Raw genomic sequence first — 20,621 nt, 5'->3', positions numbered from 1 at the left:
GTGAGTTGTATATCGGTGGCGCCGGATTGGCACGGGGGTATTTAAACCGGCCTGAACTCACTGCCGAGCGTTTTGTGCCGAATCCCCTTTGCCACCGCAGAAGACCAAGCCAAAGGTTATACCCGACTGTACAAAACCGGCGACTTAGTCCCGCTGGCTGCCAAATGGGGAGCTGGAATATCTGGGACGTAATGACTTTCAGGTTAAAAATCCGTGGCTACCGTATTGAGATGGGAGAAATCGAAAAACGTCCTGACTTCACACCCCCAAGTCAAACAGGCGGTGGTGATTGACCACGAGCATGAAGGCAATAAGGTGCTGGTCGCGTATCTGGTCACTGATGGTGTGTTGTCCGATGACGCCCTGATAAGATATTTATCGTCCCGCTTGCCGGAATATATGTTACCCGCCAACTTTACCCGCATTGAATCCGTACCGTTAACCCTTAACGGCAAGCGGGATCGCCACGCTCTGCCGACGCCAATATGGGATAATCGGGACAATTATATTGCGCCCCGCAATGTGTTAGAAACCCAGTTATGTGCCATTTGGCAGGAAGTATTAGGTTTGAAACGGGTAGGTATTGAAGATAACTTCTTCCGCATTGGTGGTAATTCCCTAATGGCGATTAAATTAACTACAGCAATGCGTAATGAAATAAACGTTGATATTCCTTTAAATATTTTATTTAGCTACAAATGTATTTCCTTGTTATCCCAATGGTTGGAGTCAGGCAGCATTAAATCCAATTTACTTAATTTTTTAACACCAAAATCAACCGCAACCAGTAAACTGTTTATGATCCATGCAGTCAATTGCGGTAGTGAAGTATATGAACCTCTGGCAAATACCTTATCTGATATGTATAACTGCATCGGTATTGATAATTACAATCTTTCTACAGAGAATAAAATTGATTCATTACAACAGATAGCACAGATCTACATGAAATTAATCTTAACCGAAACCTCCATTGACAAACCTATTCGTATTTTAGGCTGGTCATTAGGAGGACAGATAGCTATGGAGATTGCATTTCAATTGGAACAACTTGGTGCAAAAGAGATTCAATTATATTTATTAGATACCGTAATCAATAATAATCAGATAAAAGAACTTAGGGATAAACTAGATATATCAAATGCATATGGTAAAGTCATAAAAAAATTACAGGAAATGGGAGCAAATGAAAATTATATCAATAAGGTATTAGAAGCAATACCGTTTGAGTCTGGAATAGCAAACTGTAATTTAAGCGGTAATTTATCATATACAAACATCATTTTATTTAAAGCTGGTCAAGCAAATCCACATCATAAAGATGAAATAGGACTTACGATGAGTCAATTGATAACCAAAATACCAGATAACAACATCTCACAATGGGCAACCAATCCATTAGTAATTAAGTTGATTGATAATTGTTATCATGAAAATATTATTGAACATGTTTCCATTATTAGTACAGAAATAATTAACACATTGTCAATTAAAGACAATATATCAATATAGGTTAACTTAATTACAATTAACTTAGTGAGGCCAGTAGTGCTGGCCTCATATTTTCGACTGTAAGTACTTTTCCAGTCGCTATTAACGCTTCCTTCATTGCTAACAACTACGGTAACGTGTCCTTTCACAACAACACTCAGTATATGGTTGAAATTTGTTGGTCACAGATATGTTTCAAACAAAAAGAAAAATCCGTATAATCCAGCCCCTGCAAAGGATCCGTATAGAAAATCTACAACCGGTATAATCGGCAATGTGAGAAGTCGCAATGAATCAAAAAGATACGAGAAAAGAGACACTTGAATTCAACAAACTCCAGAAACGCCTGAGGAGGAACGTTGGTAATGCCATCATTGATTACAATATGATTGAAGACAATGATGTTGTAATGGCATGTATCAGTGGTGGCAAAGATTCATTCGCGATGTTAGATATCCTGTTGAATCTGCAAAAAGCGGCACCAATAAAATTCAAAGTAGTTGCAGTGAACCTTGATCAGAAACAGCCTGGTTTTCCTGAGCATATTTTACCCCAATATTTTGAAAGCCTGGATATTCCCTACTACATTGTCGATAAAGATACCTACTCAGTGGTTAAAGAAAAAATCCCTGAAGGCAAAACTACCTGTGGATTGTGTTCAAGACTACGTCGCGGCACTCTCTATTCTTTTGCAGAAAAAATCGGGGCAACAAAGATTGCACTTGGGCATCATCTTGATGACATCGTTGAAACGCTGTTTCTGAATATGTTCCATGGTGCCCGTATGAAAGCGATGCCACCCAAATTACGCTCTGACGATGGCCGTAATGTCGTCATAAGGCCTCTGGCATATTGCAGGGAGACAGACCTGATTCAGTATGCGGAAAGCAAAAAATTCCCAATCATTCCTTGCAATTTATGCGGTTCCCAGGAAAACCTACAGCGGCAAGCAATCAAAGCAATGCTGGTAGATTGGGATAAGAAAACACCAGGCAGAGTGGAAAATATTTTCAAGTCCATTCAAAATGTTAGCCCAAGCCAACTGGCAGACAAAACTATTTTCGACTTTGTCAACTTGCCATTACATCGTGAGGGGGAAAGGGAAGAGTATGCTTTTAACGAAGCAGTGGTATCGTCAACGAATATTGATGAATCAATGTTTATTGATGTGACAAACATTTAAAAATAAGCCGTTTTTGTCCAGGCTGCTCACACTCTGTCAAAAAATAGCCGATACTAAAACAAGTATCGGCATAATTAATGAGCAATCATTCTGTGCAAAACTAACTCAATATGAGAAAAACTACAATTATGGAGCACAACGTTCAACGTTCAACGTTGTATTCACCTGCGGAACCTATAATGCCTTAATTATAGGTATCAGTTATTGATTTATCTCAAACCCTATAGCCATTTGCTTCGCCTTAACCACCACGCAAAAGCCACCATCAATAATGACAATAAAAGAGTGAACAAACCGAATCCAAAGCGATACTCATTGCCTGGTATTCCCCCCAAGTTGACACCAAATAATCCCGTCAAAAAGGTAGTAGGCAAGAATACCATCGCCAATAGAGACATCATGTAAGTACGGCGGTTCATGGCATCCGCCATCATGGAAGTGATTTCATCGGCAAGAACTGCAGTTCGGGCAATACAACCATCAAGATCATCGATTCCCCTTCCCAATCGGTCAGCAATTTCCTGCATTAAACGGCGCTCTTCATCGTTCATCCAGGGTAATTTCTCACTGGCCAAACGGATAAAAATATCCCGCTGTGGTGCCATATATCGGCGCAGAACGATTAACTGTTTACGCAGTAATACTAATTCTCCACGACCAGGAACTTTCTGCTCCAAAATATCATCTTCAAACTCAATCAGGTTGTCATGTAGCTCTTCAATAAAGTCATTAGCTTCATCAGTAATGGCGCCCGCTATTTCTACCAACCAATTCCCCGTACTTTTCGCACCAACACCGTTATGCAGATCATCCAAAATTTGATCGATGGAATGAATTTTTCGATGTCGGCTGGAGATAATCATTTTGTCATTAATATAGATGCGAAACGAAACCAGATGATCGGGGCGCGCATTATTATTGCGGTTCACCGATCTCAAGGTAATCAAAGTGCCTTCACCTGTACGCAGTACCTTTGGCCGAATATTATCATTCACTAACCCCTCCTTTACCGGAAACGGCAGCAAGGTTGTATTCATGATCCATTGATGACTATCTGGATTTTTATAATCAAGATGTTGCCAAACTGGCTGCGCTGATGTTACGAGTGAATCTTCCCCAAATGCCGTAATACCGCCCTTGCCATTTAATTGACAGGCATAAATTGCATTTGAACCTTTAAATACCGAGCCATAGATCGTTTCCACATCTGCTCCTTGTTTGTACTTAAGTTTCGTGCTGATTTCTTCATGCTTAATTGTATATTTTGATGATATTTTTGCCTTATTTGTCTAATAATTACCCTAAAAATAAATTATAAGACATTGTTAATTAAAGGAAGGGAGAGTATTTCATGAATATTGCATCTATTTTTGTGGGCAAGATCCCACTATTCCTTTACACTGACGGCGTAGTTTACTTTATAGAGGGATTAAACCATGACACAAACAGTCAAGTTTCAAGGTGGTGATATCACCGTTAACGGAGATTTTCCACAAGCAGGTCAGACAGCAAAAGAATTCACGCTAGTCGCTAAAGATCTTGCTGATGTAACATTGAGCCACTACGCAGGTAAACGTAAAGTGCTTAATATTTTCCCAAGCATTGACACCGGTGTTTGTGCCACATCTGTCCGTAAATTCAACCAACTTGCCAGCGAATTAGATAATACTGTCGTACTGTGCATTTCAGCAGACTTGCCTTTTGCTCAGTCTCGTTTCTGTGGTTCTGAAGGTCTGTCTAATGTTGTCACGCTTTCTACACTGCGTGGCGGGAAATTTCAGGAAGATTACGGCGTTGCAATAAGCGAAGGTCCATTAGGTGGACTGACTGCTCGCGCTGTTATTATTTTGGATGAAAATAACCAAGTTATTTATAGCCAATTGGTCGATGAAATCACCAATGAACCTGATTATGACAGCGCATTAGCCGCATTGAAATAATTATTTTATAATTGCTTTTGTTTTTTAACACAGCAACGCATTTTTTAAGACTTAGTCTTTAAAGCTTATTTCCTGGCGACGATAAAATCACAATTAATTATTTTATCGTCGCCATCTTATTTTATATATAATATATTGTTAAACGCAGTAATATTTCAGTTATTATTCATCGTCTTCATGTTCAACTAAGTGTTTCTTACCACTCAGTCCATACTCGCGTAATTTATTAGCTATTGCCGTGTGAGAAACGCCAAGCCGTTTTGCCAGCTTACGCGTACTGGGATAATGACGATAAAGACGTGTCAACACAGAGCGTTCAAAACGCTTGCTGATTTCATCCAAAGAACCCACCAGAATATCTTCATTAAATGTTACTTCAGCCTCTGGTTCAGGTAGCCGGATATCCTGCGGGCTTAGCTTATTATTCTCAAGTTGAGTCAATGCCTGATATATCGCATTGCGAAGCTGTCTGACATTGCCTGGCCAATGATAACCACACAAAAATTGCTCTAAGTCAGCAGAGAACTTAGGTTTATGCAAGCCCTGTTCTTGCGCAAAACGTGTTACAAAATAGTCCGTCAATGGCATGATATCCGCCTGACGTTCCCGCAAAGGAGGTAATGTGATGGTTAAGACATTTAACCGATAATAGAGATCTTCACGGAACTCTCCTTTTTGTACCAACTCAATTAAGTTTTTCTGAGTGGCGCAAATGATTCGGACATTCACCTTAACTTCATTTTCTTCACCGACACGACGGAAAGTTCCATCATTCAAGAAACGAAGTAATTTTATCTGCATCTGCGGCGACATTTCACCAATTTCATCTAATAAAACCGTCCCACCGTTAGCTTGTTCAAAAAAAACCTTTTTTACCTTCCAATGCATTGGGATAGGCTCCCGCCGCATAACCAAACAGTTCGCTTTCTACAACATCATCCGGCATGGAAGCACAATTTAATCCAAGAAAAGGCTGTTTTCCCCTTGCACTGCGCAAATGACAAGCTTTAGCAAATTCATCTTTTCCCGTTCCTGTCTCACCGACAAGCAACAAGGACGCATCAAGAATTGCCATTTTACGGGCCTGCTCAACGACATGAATCATTTTAGGGCTGACAGCAATAATCTGTTCAAAAGCGTCATCATCATTTACGGTTAATTTTTTGCGTGGTGATTCAGGATGGTGTTCACCAGAACGCAACATAATTACAGCTCCTACACACCTAACAACCTGATTTTCATCCGTTAATTGCATAGGAATAATATTCATTCCATAATCTTGCCCTTTAATGGATAGTTGTGCTGAATGTAGTTGATGATGCTCACTTTCAAGCCAGCTAAGGAAATTGTAATTGCTAATCAAATGACCAATGTTTTTTTGGCTAATTTTTTCTTTACTGACACCAAACAATGCCAAAGCCGCGGAGTTAGCCAGTTCAACATTGCCTTTCATATCAATAGAAAAGATAGGTTCAGGAACTGATTCCAACAGCATCCACATCGCCCTATGCTCTTTCTCTGACGGCATAAAGGCAACTGTTCTGACATCAATGACGCCATTGATACGGCGAATTTCTGCCATCAACTCACGGAAAATATTGAAATCAATTTGAGTGAAATTAAGGTAAATACGACGTGTAGGAGAAATTTCAATTCCTTTCAGGTCAATATTTCGTAAAACCAGTAAATCAAGTAATTCGCGGGTTAACCCAATTCGATCCTGACAAGTAACTTCCAATCGCATTTTTCTGACCTTATTTACACGATGTTCTTAACTGTCTGAAATGTTACCCGTTACTATCCAATAGATGAAGCCCTTGTCAGCAAAAGTTTACAAGAAAACAAGATGTCACTCTGGTATGACAAACGCTATTAATTTGTTACTTTGCCGGTATCTGTATCTTTGGCTGTTCTTTTGTTTTTCATTGGTAACGTACTTTTAAGCTGAGTAAGTAATTGGTGACGAAAATCTCCTAACTTCGGTTTATCTCCATCAATCCATGGCAAAGGCCGACATAATTCCATTGCCTTGATGCCCAAACGGGCTGTAAGCAACCCTGCACCAATCCCTTGTGCAGCACGTGCAGAAAGACGAGCTGCAATGTCCTGTGACAACCAGTCCATACCCACTTCTCTGACTAATTCTGATGCTCCTGCAAAGGCAATATTCAGCAATACTAGCCGAAATAAGCGAATGCGGCTGAAATAACCTAACTCGATGCCATAAAGCACTGCAATACGATTAATGAGTCGAATGTTTCTCCACGCAATAAAAGCCATATCCACGATAGCCAATGGACTGACCGCGATCATCAAAACTGATTCCGCAGCTGAGCGGCTGATCTCTTGCCTGGCTTGTATATCCAAGACCGGCTGAACTAATTTACTGTACAGCATGACAATTTCACGATCATTGTGGGTTTCATGCACAGCAGCCTGCCAACGCTGTAATGCTGGATGTTGTTGATCAATTCCGGCCTGTTCTGCTAATTTTTCACAAAATTGTTTTCCCTTGCCGATGCCGTGGCTTTGCAATAGCGTTTTTGCAGTATCTCGCTCTTCTGTACGCTGCCGCAAATAGTAAAGGCGTCGCCATTCTTTGATCACACTGCCTATACCCGCCAACACAATCATGCTGCCTGCCGCTGCGATCCCCAGAGCAATCCAATCATGCTGCTGCCATGCCTGGTATATCCACTGAACACACTGTGCGGCAACACTCATCCCCAACAGCAGTACAGCACCGGAAAAAACTTTTCGCCAAAAACTGTGTTTCGGTTTCAGTGCTGCATTCACCGCACCTTCAAATTCGCTTTCCTTCTCTTCCACTTCTAGTTCTGACATAACCGGATAGAATTCTTTTTCCTGCCCAGTGAATTCTTTTTTTGCTTTTAGTGGTGGTTCGGACGCTGTTTGTACAAGATCGTCAAAATCCATTCGCGGTTTCAACGGTTCGGTCATGTTAGTTTGTCTCCCAATAAAAATTCCATCACGCTATCCATGCGAATATGGGGTAACGGTGTGTTAACATCGACGGGTTTTGGCCGGAAGGATTCGAAATTAAACCCCTGTTTTTGCCAGAATTCACTATTCGGCAAGCGCTGTGGCACTTCTCCCGGAAAAAATGTCAATAACTTATCATCTGACAAGCGATTGCCCTTGATAGCAGGGATTTTTTCACCTTTATGCATAACAATGCCGCTCTCTGTTGCCTGAACAGATGCAAGTCCCACACAATCCATGCTGATCCCTTCAAACGCTGCATTTTGCCACGCTTCCTGTACCAATTGTTGTAAGAGTGAAACGAGATTGGCATGTTGATCTGGCGTAATATGATCAGCTTTGCTAGCAGCAAACAGCAATTTATCGATGCAAGGCGAGAATAAACGACGAAACAGTGTTCGTTTACCATAATGAAAACTCTGCATAAGTTGTGTCAATGCAAGCCGCATATCATTGAATGCTTGCGGGCCACTATTCAATGGTTGCAAGCAATCCACCAAAACTATCTGCCGATCAAAACGCAGAAAATGCTCTTTATAAAACACTTTAACGATATGATCACAATAATAAGCAAAACGCTCGCGCAACATGCCTATGTTGGTGTGTTTATCCGCCCTTGCCAGTTGTGGTTCCCCGATCCTGTCAATATCTGGCCACGGGAAAAATTGCAGCGCGGGTGCTCCCGCCAGATCACCCGGCAAGATAAAACGGCCAGGTTGGATAAAGTAAAAACCCTGCTGCTTACATTGATGCAGGTAATCCGTATAAGCCTGAGCGATTTTAGCAAGTAAATTTTCATCAGCAGGCGCTAGTGGATCACATTGCTGACATAACGCTAACCATGACTTAGCCCAATTCGCCCTTTCCCCTTTCAGTAATCCGTGCATATGCCGTGACCACGCCAGGTAGTTTTGTTCCAGCATGGGTAAATCCAATAACCATTCGCCCGGATAATCGACAATTTCCAGATAAAGGGTGGTAGTTTCCTTGAGGTAACGAAACAGGGAATCTTCAGAACGATAACGCAATGCTAAGCGTATTTCACTCACGCCACGCGTTGGCGTCGGCCAGTGAGGAGGTGTGTCATATAATTCTGTTATATTTTCATCATAGGTAAAACGAGGCACCCCAAAATCTCGCTGTGGCACCCGCTTCACACCAAGCAAGCGCCCATCGCGCACGGCAGAAAACAGCGGCAATCTGGCTCCACCGTGAATATGCAAAAGTTGGTTTACCAAGGAAGTAATAAATGCGGTTTTTCCACTGCGACTTAATCCTGTTACCGCCAGTCGCAAATGACGGTCCATTCCACGATTAACGAGAGCTGTTAGTTCGTTTTGCAACCGTTTCATGTTTCTCCTAAATGGGAATACCGTGAATCAGTCTCATCCGGCCTGTAACCTTGGCAAAATTTAATCTTATTTCCGCTGTTACAGACCAGATCCCATGCTATCCACTGCGCTCAGAGCTGGCGGAAACGGCTGCGCACATTGTAAGTATCAGAAGTCACATAGCGTTCCATTTGACGCAAACGTGCTTCGCTTGTCTTCAATTGGTAATCTATTTCGTCCAACATCTTCTGTGATGATGGCCCTCTATACTTTTCCTCTGCTGAATATCCCGCAGGTGCGGGATCCATGACAAAGGTTAAGATAATATAAGCCAATACCGTTATGCCAAATAGACCAAAGAACAGCGATAATACCGCGATAGTACGAATAAGCGGAGCGGGTACGTCAAAATAGTCTGCCAGCCCGGCACAAACTCCTTTAACTACCCCCTGCTCTGGCAGACGATAAAATTTTCGACGGTATTGATTTGACATTATGACTGTCTCCAATTTGGATGCTCTGCGTCAAGGATATCTTCTAACGTTTTGATCCGTTCTTGCATACGCCTGGCATTCTCGGTCAACTGTTCTAAACGCTGAATTTCACTGTTCCCTAACTGATCCCGATTGCTGTTGCGGTTGCTGTAATGCAGCCACAACCAAATGGGTAAGACAAAAAGCACAAAAATGATCAGCGGGATACCAAGAAATATATAGCCCATTATCTTTCCTTAGTTATGTATGACATATGTCATCATTGAGAATCTTTGATATTCATTTTAGCTTTCAAGGCCGCTAATTGTGCACTGATTTCATCATCTGCCTTCAATTCTGCAAATTGCTGATCGAGTGATTTCTGTTTACCTAATCCAAAAGCTTCTGCTTCCGCTTCCATATGATCTATCCGGCGTTCAAACTGTTCGAAGCGCGCCATTGCCTCATCGATTTTACCACTATCCAACTGACGGCGTACCTGGCGCGAAGATGCTGCGGCCTGATGACGCAGTGCCAATGATTGTTGTCTCGCACGCGCTTCTGTCAATTTATTTTCCAGCTCAGTCACTTCGCCTTTGATGCGTTCCAGTGTCTCATCCAGAATGGACAATTCGTGTGTTAGCGTTTCAACTAAGCTACTGACTTTCTGTTTTTCAATTAACGCTGCACGCGCTAAATCTTCTTTACCCTTGCTTAGTGCCAATTCAGCTTTCTCTTGCCAGCCATCGATTTGGTTTTCACCCATGTTGATACGGCGCAAAAGCTGCTTTTTCTCTGCCAGGGTACGGGCAGAAGTCGAGCGGATTTCCACCAGTGTGTCTTCCATTTCCTGAATCATCAAGCGGATCATTTTCTGTGGATCTTCTGCTTTATCCAGCAGAGAAGAGATATTGGCATTCACGATATCAGCAAAACGAGAAAAAATCCCCATAGTCATAAACCTCTTTCATTAGAATGTATATATGTTATGCCTGTGTATTGTTAAATACGGATATAAGATACACGGTAAGGCACTTAACTAAATACAAGATACATGCCAACTTTTTTGTTTTTCTTATCCAATTGAAATTACTAATATAATTTTTTCTTTGCTTTTTTATTACAATTAGCTAACTTAGTCAAATTAACCAATTTTTGGCGAAAAATACCATGCCCCAGTTCATTGACAACCTATTAGGTGAAGCAAATTGTTTTATTGAAATTTTGGAACAAGTCTCCGCATTAGCGAAGTTGAACAAACCTGTTTTAGTTCTGGGAGAACGAGGAACAGGTAAGGAGTTAATTGCCCGACGTTTACACTATCTTTCTCCACGTTGGCAAGGCCCTTTCATTTCCCTGAACTGTGCAGCACTCAATGAAAATCTGCTTGACTCAGAACTATTTGGTCATGAGGCGGGTGCATTCACGGGTGCTCGTTCAAAACACCAAGGGCGCTTTGAGCGAGCCGACAGCGGAACCTTGTTTCTTGACGAACTCGCTACTGCCCCCATGCAAGTACAGGAGAAATTACTGCGTGTCATTGAATATGGTCACCTGGAGCGTGTTGGCGGTACTCAGTCATTACAAGTTGATGTACGCTTGATCTGTGCCACCAACGAAGATTTACCTGTCATGGCTGCCCGTGGGAAATTCAGGTCTGATTTGCTCGACAGACTCGCGTTCGACGTGGTTCATATCCCACCACTGCGCCAACGGCAACAGGATATTATGTTACTGGCACAGAATTTTGCGATTCAGATGTGCCGTGAGTTAGATCTGCCATTTTTCCCCGGATTTACTGACGAAGCCAAACAACAGTTACTTTCCTACCACTGGCCTGGAAATGTTCGCGAATTAAAAAATGTCATCGAACGCTCTATTTATCGGCATGGTAATAGTGAAAATGAATTAAACACGATCGTCATCAACCCCTTTTCACCATCACAGCAAACTGTTCTCCCATCCACTGAGAGTAAGATGATCAATGAATTCCTTCCCAAATTACCTCTCGATTTAAGACAGTGGCAAAACGACAGCGAAAAGAGTTTAATCATACAAGCTTTGACAGAAAGCCAATTTAATCAGAAAAAGGCCGCTGACAAACTTAATTTGACTTACCACCAGTTCCGCGGGTTAATCAAAAAATACGGTATTGATGTTAATGGCAAGGTAGAGTAGACAGATAAAGAAGATAGTAGAAAAAAAGTAGCCGGCACCCGAGCCGGCTAATAAAAATACTGGAAGCAATGTGAGCAATGTCGTGCCTTATTTGAGATACATACTTGCTATTACAAGGTGTCTCCCTGAAAGCACATGCGAATGATAATACTTATCAATTACACTTGTAAAGTATTTTATTGAGAATTTTTCTCATTATCGTGATCTGTCCGTTGTTTTTGAGCAGAAAGCGTTAATTAAGTTACAATGGCCAAACTCTTTTTTATGACTGGCATTTTATATGCGTTATTTGATTTACTGGATGATATTATTGATTTCCGCCCCTACTCTGGCGACCAGCAATGCTACTCCAGAAACGGCTGCGGAACCCATTCCAGAACCGACTAAAATGATTCCAGAATCGAGGCCAAACAGTACCTCGGAAAGTCTGCCTCATATATCGACATCCTTACGGCAGAACGGTTTTATTTATTGCGTTAATGGCAATTTGAATACGTTTAACCCGCAAATGGCTATCAGCGGCTTGACCGTGGATACGCTTGCTGCACAGATTTACAATCGCTTGCTGGGCGTTGATCCTCTTACCTATCGTCTGGTTCCTGAACTGGCTACTAATTGGAAAGTGCGGGATAACGGGGCAACTTATCGCCTTTACCTGCGTCATAATGTTGCTTTCCAATCAACCGATTGGTTTACACCAACCCGTGCAATGAACGCGGATGATGTTGTTTTCAGTTTCCGCCGTGTTTTCGATAAGACACATGATTATCATGATGTTAATGGTGGTCATTATCCCTATTTTGACAGTTTGCAATTTGGTGATTCAGTTAAGGATATTCGGAAAATCAACCAATATACTGTCGAATTTCGCCTTAATGCACCCGATGCTTCTTTTCTCTGGCACCTGGCAACCCACTATGCTCCTATATTGTCCCAGGAATATGCTGAAAAATTGCAGCAAACAAATAGACAGGGGCAAATAGATTGGAAACCTGTCGGAACCGGCCCCTTCATGCTGGAAGATTATCAGATGGACCAATTTATCCGCCTTGTCCGCCATGATAAGTATTGGAAAGGTAAACCGCGCATGGAACAGGTTGTGATAGACACTGGTGCGGGCGGCACTGGTCGGATCTCAAAATTGCTCACAAGTGAATGCGATGTACTGGCTTATCCCGATGCTAATCAGTGGAATATTTTGCACGAGGATCCAAATCTGCGTCAGACACTACGTTCAGGCATGAATATCGCTTATCTCGCTTTTAATACCAGTAAACCACCATTGGATCAGTTAGCCGTTCGTCAAGCCATTGCTTACGCCATCAATAACCAACGCCTGATGAAATCCATTTACTATGGTACGGCAGAGACGGCGGCCTCTATTTTACCTCGTGCATCATGGGCGTATGATAATCGTGCTGAAATCACCGAATACAATCCTGAAAAATCCCGCAAGATGTTAAATGAGTTGGGATTAAGTGGGTTGGAATTAACTTTATGGGTTCCAACGGCTTCACAATCCTATAACCCAAGCCCTCTGAAAATGGCGGAGCTGATTCAGGCCGATTTGGCACAAGTTGGTATTAAGATGTCTATCCGTCCCGTCGAAGGCCGTTTTCAGGAAAACCAACTCATGGATAAAACCCATGATATGACGCTGGCAGGCTGGTCTACTGATAGCAACGATCCTGACAGTTTTTTCCGCCCATTATTGAGTTGTGCCGCCATTGCGTCGCAAACGAATCTGAGCCGTTGGTGTAACTCAGCTTTTGATGATGCTCTTCATGAGGCCTTATTAAATCAACAACTTGCTTCACGCATCAAAAATTATCATGTTGCACAAGAAATCCTCGCGCAGCAACTGCCTGTATTGCCACTGGCTTATTCGATGCGTCTACAAATCTCTCGTTATAACATTCAAGGATTGGTGCTCAGCCCGTTTGGCAATAGTTCCTTTGACAAAGTCTACCGCGAACAGGAAGCCTCCGTTCCTGATGAAAATAAAAAGGGAAGCAAATGATTATTTATATCCTGCGTCGTTTATTGCTTCTGGTTGTGACGTTGTTTTTTCTATCATTAATCAGTTTCAGCCTGATGTATTTCACACCTCATGGTGCCTTGAGTGGCGCATCACTATCAGATGCCTATGTCTACTATTTCCGTAGCTTGCTCCAATGGGATTTTGGTATTTCCAGAATTAATGGGGAACGAATTATTGAACAACTGTATACTGTTCTCCCTGCCACGATGGAACTGTGTGTCCTCTCTTTTTCCATGGCATTGTTAATCGGTATTCCTCTTGGAATTATTGCTGGCGTCTGGTGCAACAAAAAAGTAGATATCATTATCAGTACATTCGCCCTATGTGGTTTTTCCATTCCGGTTTTCTGGCTGGCGTTACTGCTGACCCTGCTTTTTTCACTGTATTTGGGCTGGCTGCCTGTCTCAGGACGATTCGACTTACTCTATCGGATGGAGCCTGTCACGGGTTCTGCACTGATTGATGCCTGGCTGTCAAAGGCGCCTTACCGCAATGAAATGATCATGAGCGTTATTCTGCATATGGTTCTGCCCGTTATCACGCTGGCCGTTGCTCCTACTACTGAAGTTATCCGTTTGATGCGCAATAGTGCAGAAGAAGTTTCAGGCGAAAATTATATCAAATCAGCAGCAACACGCGGTTTATCACGGCTAACTATCATTCGTCGCCATTTATTGCATAATGCCTTGCCGCCCATCATCCCTAAGTTGGGGTTACAATTTTCAACCATGCTCACATTAGCTATGGTGACAGAGCAAGTCTTTAACTGGCCAGGTTTAGGGCGCTGGCTCATCAGCGCCATCCGCCAGCAGGATTATTCCGCAATCTCGGCGGGCGTCATGGTGGTAGGCACACTGGTTATTTCCGTTAATATTCTGACAGATATTATTGGCGCGATGGCTAATCCCCTGAAGCATAAGGAATGGTATGCCGTTAGATAATTTTTACCGAGAAAAGAAAATGCCGTCGCCATTGAGAGTTATCTGGCGGTTTTTCTATGCTGATATATTAGCAATGACAGGTTTTTATGGGGTGTTAATTTTAATTGCACTGTGCCTGTTGGGCGATCTTTTCGCCCCATATCGGCTTGACCAACAATTCATGTCCCAACTTATGCCACCTTCATGGTCGCATCACGGTAATGTCGCCTTTTTCCTTGGAACTGACGATCTCGGCCGTGATATTTTCAGCCGCCTATTGATTGGCACATCTTCCACATTTGGAGGAGCATTGGTGGTCACTGCGGCAGCAGCCATTGCAGGATTAATCATCGGTAACATTGCCGGCATGACTCATGGTTTGAGATCGGCGGTTATGAACCATATTCTTGATACCTTGCTCTCTATTCCTTCATTGCTACTGGCTATCATTGTTGTTGCTTTTGTTGGCGCCAGCCTGCACCATGCCATGATTGCCGTTTTTCTGGCATTGCTACCAAGAATAGTACGTACCGTTTATACTGCTGTGCATGACGAACTGGATAAAGAATACATTATTGCAGCGCGTCTGGATGGTGCTTCAAACTACCATATTTTACGTTATGCCGTTCTCCCTAATATCACTGCGGTGATAGTCAGTGAATTAACCCGTACCCTCTCTATCGCTATTCTTGATATTGCCGCACTGGGATTTCTCAATCTTGGTGCACAACTGCCATCCCCCGAATGGGGAGCTATGCTGGGAGATTCATTAGAATTGATCTATGCTGCCCCCTGGACTGTTATGTTACCCGGAGCAGCAATTATGCTCAGTGTCCTGCTGGTTAACTTACTGGGTGACGGTCTGCACCGCGCTATTAACGCAGGAGTCGAATGATGCCATTGCTTGATATTCGAAACCTTACCATTGAATTCATGACGGCAGAAGGTCCCGTCAAAGCTGTTGACCGAATGAGTATTTCACTGACAGAAGGTGAAATATTGGGTTTGGCTGGCGAATCAGGCTCCGGCAAGAGTTTGATTGCCAAAGCAATTTGTGGTGTCACAAAAGATAACCTGAAAGTCACCGCAGATCGTTTCCGTTTTAACGATATTGATTTATTGCGCCTGACACCACGGCAGCGCCGTAAGGTGATTGGTCACAATATTTCAATGATTTTTCAGGAGCCACAGTCATGTCTCGATCCATCCGAAAATATTGGTAAACAAATTATTCAATCTATTCCTGGATGGACTTATAAAGGCCGTTGGTGGCAGAGATTTAATTGGCGAAAACGTCGTGCAATTGAGTTGTTGCACCGTGTTGGTATTAAAGATCACTCTGACATCATGCACAGTTACCCTTATGAATTAACAGAAGGTGAATGTCAAAAAGTGATGATTGCCATTGCACTTGCCAACCAGCCACGATTGCTGATTGCCGATGAGCCAACCAATGCAATGGAACCAACGACACAGGCACAAATATTCCGTTTGCTGTCAAGCCTCAATCAGAACAACAACATGACTATCCTGTTAATCAGTCATGACCTGCAAATGATGAGTAAACTGGTCAAACGCATCAATGTGCTGTATTGCGGTCAGACAGTGGAAAGCGCTACACCGGATGAATTGCTGGTGAAACCTTACCATCCCTATACGCAAGCGCTGATCCGTTCAATTCCTGATTTTGGCAGTCCGTTACCACACAAAAGTCGGTTAAACACGCTGTCTGGAGTTATTCCATCACTGGAACATTTACCGGTAGGTTGCCGTTTGGGACCACGTTGCCCTTATGCACAAAAAACCTGTATTGCAACCCCACGGCTACGGGTGATTAAGGGCCATGCATTCGCCTGCCATTTCCCTTTGAATATGGAGGAACCGTAAGTGGTTGAGACATTGCTGGAAGTGAAAAACCTGACTAAAACATTTCGCTATCGAACCGGACTATTTCGCCGTCATCAACTCGACGCCGTAAAACCAGTGAGCTTTACCCTGCAACCAAAAAAAACCCTCGCTATCCTTGGAGCAAATGGTTCCGGTAAATCCACACTAGCTAGAATGTTATCAGGGGTTATTGAACCGACTTCAGGTGAAATTCTGATTAACGCTCATAAGCTGTCTTACGGGGATTATAGCTACCGTAGCCAGCGCATTCGCATGATTTTTCAAGATCCCAGCACATCACTGAATCCTCGTCAGCGCATTGGTCAGATTCTGGACATGCCGTTAATTTTGAATACGAAGTTATCTCCCTCCGAACGGGAAAAACGTATCAACCAAACATTGCGTCAAGTTGGTTTACTGCCAGATCACGCCAATTATTACCCACATATGCTCGCATCAGGGCAGAAACAGCGTGTGGCTTTGGCACGGGCTCTAATATTGCAACCACAAATCATTGTTGCAGACGAAGCCCTGGCGTCCCTTGATCTGTCAATGCGTTCTCAAATCATCAACTTGATGCTGGAATTACAGGAAAAACACGGTATTTCATATATTTATGTCACCCAGCATCTCGGTATGATGAAACATATCAGTGATCAAGTGCTGGTAATGCATCAAGGGGAAGTTGTCGAGCGTGGCAATACAGCGGAGGTTCTGGCCTCTCCGCTGCATGATATTACCCGCAAATTGATAGCCAGCCATTTTGGTGAAGCCCTGTCTGCTGAAGCATGGCGACAAGATATCACCTAATGCTTTTATTGGATGTATTTTAATCACTGATCGGAACAGAATGGGAAACTCACCACATTTTCCTCCGGCATGGTAGAATCATCCCCGTTTATTCACCATAAATACCGTAGTCATGGTTAGAGATTTATTATTTCTGTTTTTCCATGACTTTTGGTGTTTGATCACAAAGAACAATTTTGATCATAAAGAACAATAAGGATACTGCTATGGGTTTCATGACCGGCAAGCGCATTCTCATTACTGGCGTCGCCAGCAAACTGTCTATTGCTTATGGAATTGCCAAGGCAATGCACGATCAAGGAGCAGAGCTGGCTTTCACTTACCAAAATGACAAGTTGAAACCTCGTGTCGAAGAATTCGCCGCATCACTGAATTCAGATATCGTTCTGCCATGTGACGTGGCTGAGGATGAAAGTATCGACGCATTGTTCGTTGAATTAGGCAAAGTATGGCCTAAATTTGATGGTTTTGTTCACTCTATCGGTTATGCGCCAGCTGACCAGCTTGATGGTGATTATGTTAACGCTGTTAACCGTGAAGGTTTCAAAATTGCCCATGACATCAGCGCATACAGCTTTGTCGCAATGGCGAAAGTCTGCCGTAATATGCTGAATCCGGGTTCTGCCCTGCTCACCTTGAGTTATTTGGGTGCTGAGCGTGCAATTCCTAACTATAACGTCATGGGTCTGGCGAAAGCTTCTCTGGAAGCAAACGTGCGTTATATGGCAAATGCAATGGGTGCTGAAGGCGTCCGTGTTAACGGTATCTCTGCTGGCCCAATCCGTACTCTGGCAGCTTCTGGTATCAAAGACTTCCGGAAGATGCTGGCACACTGTGAAGCGGTTACACCTATTCGCCGCACTGTGACAACTGAGGATGTCGGTAATGCTGCTGCCTTCTTGTGTTCAGATCTGGCTGGCGGTATTAGCGGTGAGATCTTGCATGTTGATGGTGGCTTCAGCATTGCGGCCATGAACGAGTTAGAGTTAAAGTAATAGTATGTTAAAAACAGTTCCATCCATAAAATTATGGGTGGGACTGTTTTTTTATTAGTCTATTCTGACAGCATGAAATTGATGTTCTGGAGTAACTATCCTATCTTGTGCGGCAACAATCTGTAATTCATATTCCTCACTCTTTTGCGTTTCCAGCATCACTTCGTAGACCGCTGCTGCAACATGTTCTAAAGCAGCTTGTAATGCTTCATTTGTCAAAGAAGGGATTTTCAATAGATTGGCGAGAAACAAACCACTCGTTAAGTCACCAACACCAACTGGTTGACGTGCCCCTGTATCAATTAATGGACGGCTAACGTGCCAACTATGTTCTTTAGTTACCAAAAGCATTTCAAAACAATCAGCCTGATAACCTGCACGACTCAAATGCTTAACCAATACTAACTTGGGTCCTTTTTCACATAACTCACGCGCAGCAGATATCGCTTGTTCTACGCTACCAATTTTCCGCATCGTCAATGTTTCAAGTTCCAACAAATTAGGGGCAATAACATCACTGGCAGGTAGGGCTTTATCACATAAAAATTCAGCAACGCCTGGAGCAACTATACATCCTTTTTCTGGATGTCCCATGACAGGGTCACAGACATACCATGCATCAGGGTTGGCTTCTTTAACCTGCTTCACGATATCAAGGATATAATTTCCCTGCTCCGCAGAACCAATATAACCACTCAGGACTGCATCACAGGATGCGAGTTTATTAATTTCACCAATTCCCTGCACGATTTCAGTCAAATGTTCCGGCGGCATTACATAACCACGCCATTGAGGATACTGGGTATGGTTTGAAAATTGAACCGTATTTAATGCCCATACGTTCACCCCCATACGCCGCATCGGAAAAACAGCCGCACTGTTTCCGGCATGACCAAAGACAACATGAGACTGAATTGAAAGAACATTATTCATGATAAGACCTAATTTATTATTTTTAATTTATGAATAGATAATATTTATAATGACATCAGATACATTAAGGGCAACATTATCGTTGCCCTTAATAATATCAGTTAATTATTTCCAATTGATAAGGCAATAATGTTTCTTACCACGACGTAATAAGCTATAACGCCCAAATAAACAATCATTATCCGTAAATACATACATAGGTTCGGATTGTTTTTCACCATTGATGGAAACGGCATTAGAGCTAATCATGGTACGGGCCTGCCCACGAGAAGGAACAAATTCGGCGGTGACCAGTGCTTGTTGCAGATCCCCACCTTTTTCAAGTTCTATTGTCGGCATTCCATCTTGTGCCAATTGAGCGAAATCTTCTTCGGTCAAATCAGCAATCGCTCCTGAAAATAAACTCTCAGTGATACGTTTCGCTGCTGCAAGCCCTTCTTCGCCATGCACCAGACCAGTCACTTGTTCTGCCAGTACATATTGGGCACGTGGAGCTTTACCGCTGTTCTTATCTTCTTCTTCCAGCGCATTAATTTCTTCAATGCTCATGAAAGTAAAGAATTTCAGGAAACGGTAAACATCTGCATCTGCTGTGTTAATCCAGAACTGGTAAAATTTGTACGGACTAGTTTTCTTCGGATCCAACCAAACTGCCCCACCTTCAGTCTTACCAAATTTAGTTCCGTCTGACTTGGTGATCAGTGGTACGGTCACGCCAAACACTTGTTTCTGGCTTAAGCGACGAGTCAAATCAATACCTGAAGTAATGTTACCCCACTGGTCTGAGCCACCAATTTGTAATTCAACACCATATTTTCTATTCAAATTTGCAAAGTCATAAGACTGCAATAGGTTATAAGAAAACTCAGTGTACGAAATACCAACATCATCACGGTTAAGACGTTGTTTTACTGCTTCTTTGTTGATCATCTGGTTGACGGAGAAGTGCTTACCGATATCACGCAGGAAAGTCAGCACATCCATTTGACCAAACCAATCGTAGTTATTGGCTAATTCTGCACCATTTTCACCATCAAAGCTAAGGAACGGGGAAACCTGGTTACGAATTTTCTCAACCCACTCTTCGACCGTTGTTTCTGTGTTCAATTTGCGTTCAGTTGCTTTAAAACTTGGATCACCAATCAAACCTGTCGCCCCACCAACCAACGCAATAGGTTTATGCCCAGCAAGTTGGAATCGTTTTAAACACAGCAAGGGAACCAGATGGCCCAAGTGCAAGCTGTCAGCGGTAGGGTCGAAGCCACAATAGAGAGAAACCGGACCTTGCGCCAGTCTCTCAGCTAACGCCTCTTCATCCGTTACCTGGGCAACAAGGCCCCGCTCTTGCAGTTGTTTAATCAGGTTATTGCTAGACATTAATGACTCCATCAGTTTGTATACTTTGCTTATATTTCTATACTCTTCTTTCACGTTGC

Annotated in this window: 19 protein-coding genes and 1 pseudogene; 11 read left to right on the top strand and 9 right to left on the bottom strand. The window is 42.8% G+C overall.

The genetic code is table 11. The features are described 5' to 3' along the window. The 3 genes from BDE27_RS20000 to ttcA form a co-directional block, all read left to right on the top strand. The coding region (locus tag BDE27_RS20000) for a hypothetical protein (protein ID WP_244208783.1) at positions 1-293 on the top strand (293 nt) is incomplete at its 5' end. Continuing rightward, positions 214-1,512 carry a thioesterase domain-containing protein gene (locus tag BDE27_RS12880; RefSeq protein WP_244208782.1) on the top strand — a complete coding sequence of 433 codons (1,299 nt, stop codon included), beginning with the start codon at positions 214-216 and terminating at the stop codon, positions 1,510-1,512. The genes BDE27_RS20000 and BDE27_RS12880, both read left to right, overlap by 80 nt. A gap of 268 nt (positions 1,513-1,780) precedes the next feature. Further along, entirely contained in the window at positions 1,781-2,674 is an 894-nt protein-coding gene (gene ttcA, locus BDE27_RS12875; RefSeq protein ID WP_099132885.1) for a tRNA 2-thiocytidine(32) synthetase TtcA, read from the top strand. Between the two features lie 221 nt (positions 2,675-2,895). Here ttcA and zntB read toward each other — a convergent pair whose 3' ends face one another. After that, a complete protein-coding gene (gene zntB, locus BDE27_RS12870; protein WP_099132884.1) occupies positions 2,896-3,879 on the bottom strand; it encodes a zinc transporter ZntB in 984 nt (327 codons plus the stop codon). A gap of 231 nt (positions 3,880-4,110) precedes the next feature. Here zntB and tpx point away from each other — a divergent pair, with 231 nt between their 5' ends. Next, a complete protein-coding gene (gene tpx / locus BDE27_RS12865; protein ID WP_099132883.1) occupies positions 4,111-4,614 on the top strand; it encodes a thiol peroxidase in 504 nt (167 codons plus the stop codon). A gap of 162 nt (positions 4,615-4,776) precedes the next feature. Here tpx and tyrR read toward each other — a convergent pair. From tyrR to pspA, 6 genes and pseudogenes are all read right to left on the bottom strand, one after another. Further along, positions 4,777-6,358 (bottom strand): annotated as a pseudogene (tyrR, locus tag BDE27_RS12860) (transcriptional regulator TyrR). Positions 6,359-6,486: 128 nt separating this feature from the next. Then, positions 6,487-7,575, bottom strand: a complete 1,089-nt coding sequence (locus tag BDE27_RS12855) for a YcjF family protein (protein WP_099132881.1) — start codon at positions 7,573-7,575, stop codon at positions 6,487-6,489. Beyond that, positions 7,572-8,969 (bottom strand): YcjX family GTP-binding protein, encoded by a 1,398-nt coding sequence (locus tag BDE27_RS12850; protein WP_099132880.1) that lies wholly within the window; start codon positions 8,967-8,969, stop codon positions 7,572-7,574. The genes BDE27_RS12855 and BDE27_RS12850 overlap by 4 nt, the downstream gene beginning before the upstream one ends. 110 nt (positions 8,970-9,079) lie before the next feature. Continuing rightward, positions 9,080-9,442, bottom strand: a complete 363-nt coding sequence (pspC, locus tag BDE27_RS12845; RefSeq protein ID WP_099132879.1) for an envelope stress response membrane protein PspC — start codon at positions 9,440-9,442, stop codon at positions 9,080-9,082. Further along, complete coding sequence (gene pspB, locus BDE27_RS12840; RefSeq protein ID WP_099132878.1) at positions 9,442-9,669, bottom strand: envelope stress response membrane protein PspB; 228 nt, start codon at positions 9,667-9,669, stop codon at positions 9,442-9,444. Before pspB ends, pspC begins: the two co-directional genes overlap by 1 nt. A gap of 32 nt (positions 9,670-9,701) precedes the next feature. Further along, the gene (gene pspA / locus BDE27_RS12835) at positions 9,702-10,373 is read right to left on the bottom strand and encodes a phage shock protein PspA (protein WP_099132890.1); all 672 of its coding nucleotides are present in this window, start codon (positions 10,371-10,373) and stop codon (positions 9,702-9,704) included. Positions 10,374-10,591: 218 nt separating this feature from the next. On the opposite strand from pspA, the gene pspF reads away from it, so the two are divergent. The 7 genes from pspF to fabI all read left to right on the top strand — a co-directional run bounded on the left by pspF (position 10,592) and on the right by fabI (position 18,252). Further along, positions 10,592-11,599, top strand: coding sequence for a phage shock protein operon transcriptional activator (pspF, locus tag BDE27_RS12830; protein ID WP_099132877.1), 1,008 nt, complete (start codon positions 10,592-10,594; stop codon positions 11,597-11,599). A gap of 280 nt (positions 11,600-11,879) precedes the next feature. After that, a complete protein-coding gene (gene sapA / locus BDE27_RS12825; RefSeq protein ID WP_099132876.1) occupies positions 11,880-13,619 on the top strand; it encodes an ABC transporter substrate-binding protein SapA in 1,740 nt (579 codons plus the stop codon). Beyond that, positions 13,616-14,581, top strand: coding sequence for a putrescine export ABC transporter permease SapB (sapB, locus tag BDE27_RS12820; RefSeq protein WP_099132875.1), 966 nt, complete (start codon positions 13,616-13,618; stop codon positions 14,579-14,581). The genes sapA and sapB overlap by 4 nt, the downstream gene beginning before the upstream one ends. Then, a complete protein-coding gene (gene sapC, locus BDE27_RS12815) occupies positions 14,568-15,455 on the top strand; it encodes a putrescine export ABC transporter permease SapC (protein WP_099132874.1) in 888 nt (295 codons plus the stop codon). The genes sapB and sapC overlap by 14 nt, the downstream gene beginning before the upstream one ends. Then, positions 15,455-16,447, top strand: a complete 993-nt coding sequence (gene sapD / locus BDE27_RS12810) for a putrescine export ABC transporter ATP-binding protein SapD (RefSeq protein WP_099132873.1) — start codon at positions 15,455-15,457, stop codon at positions 16,445-16,447. The genes sapC and sapD overlap by 1 nt, the downstream gene beginning before the upstream one ends. Continuing rightward, positions 16,448-17,257, top strand: a complete 810-nt coding sequence (gene sapF, locus BDE27_RS12805; protein WP_099132872.1) for a putrescine export ABC transporter ATP-binding protein SapF — start codon at positions 16,448-16,450, stop codon at positions 17,255-17,257. 206 nt (positions 17,258-17,463) lie between these two features. After that, complete coding sequence (gene fabI / locus BDE27_RS12800; RefSeq protein ID WP_074019434.1) at positions 17,464-18,252, top strand: enoyl-ACP reductase FabI; 789 nt, start codon at positions 17,464-17,466, stop codon at positions 18,250-18,252. A gap of 54 nt (positions 18,253-18,306) precedes the next feature. Here fabI and pdxY read toward each other — a convergent pair whose 3' ends face one another. Then, positions 18,307-19,185 (bottom strand): pyridoxal kinase PdxY, encoded by an 879-nt coding sequence (pdxY, locus tag BDE27_RS12795; RefSeq protein ID WP_099132871.1) that lies wholly within the window; start codon positions 19,183-19,185, stop codon positions 18,307-18,309. 105 nt (positions 19,186-19,290) lie between these two features. Next, positions 19,291-20,562 carry a tyrosine--tRNA ligase gene (gene tyrS / locus BDE27_RS12790; RefSeq protein ID WP_099132870.1) on the bottom strand — a complete coding sequence of 424 codons (1,272 nt, stop codon included), beginning with the start codon at positions 20,560-20,562 and terminating at the stop codon, positions 19,291-19,293. Positions 20,563-20,621: the final 59 nt, after the last annotated feature.

Source organism: Xenorhabdus ehlersii (assembly GCF_003610465.1).
Taxonomy (GTDB): domain Bacteria; phylum Pseudomonadota; class Gammaproteobacteria; order Enterobacterales; family Enterobacteriaceae; genus Xenorhabdus; species Xenorhabdus ehlersii.
Note: the sequence above shows the minus strand (reverse complement) of the source record. Positions and strands in the feature narration are given on the sequence as shown.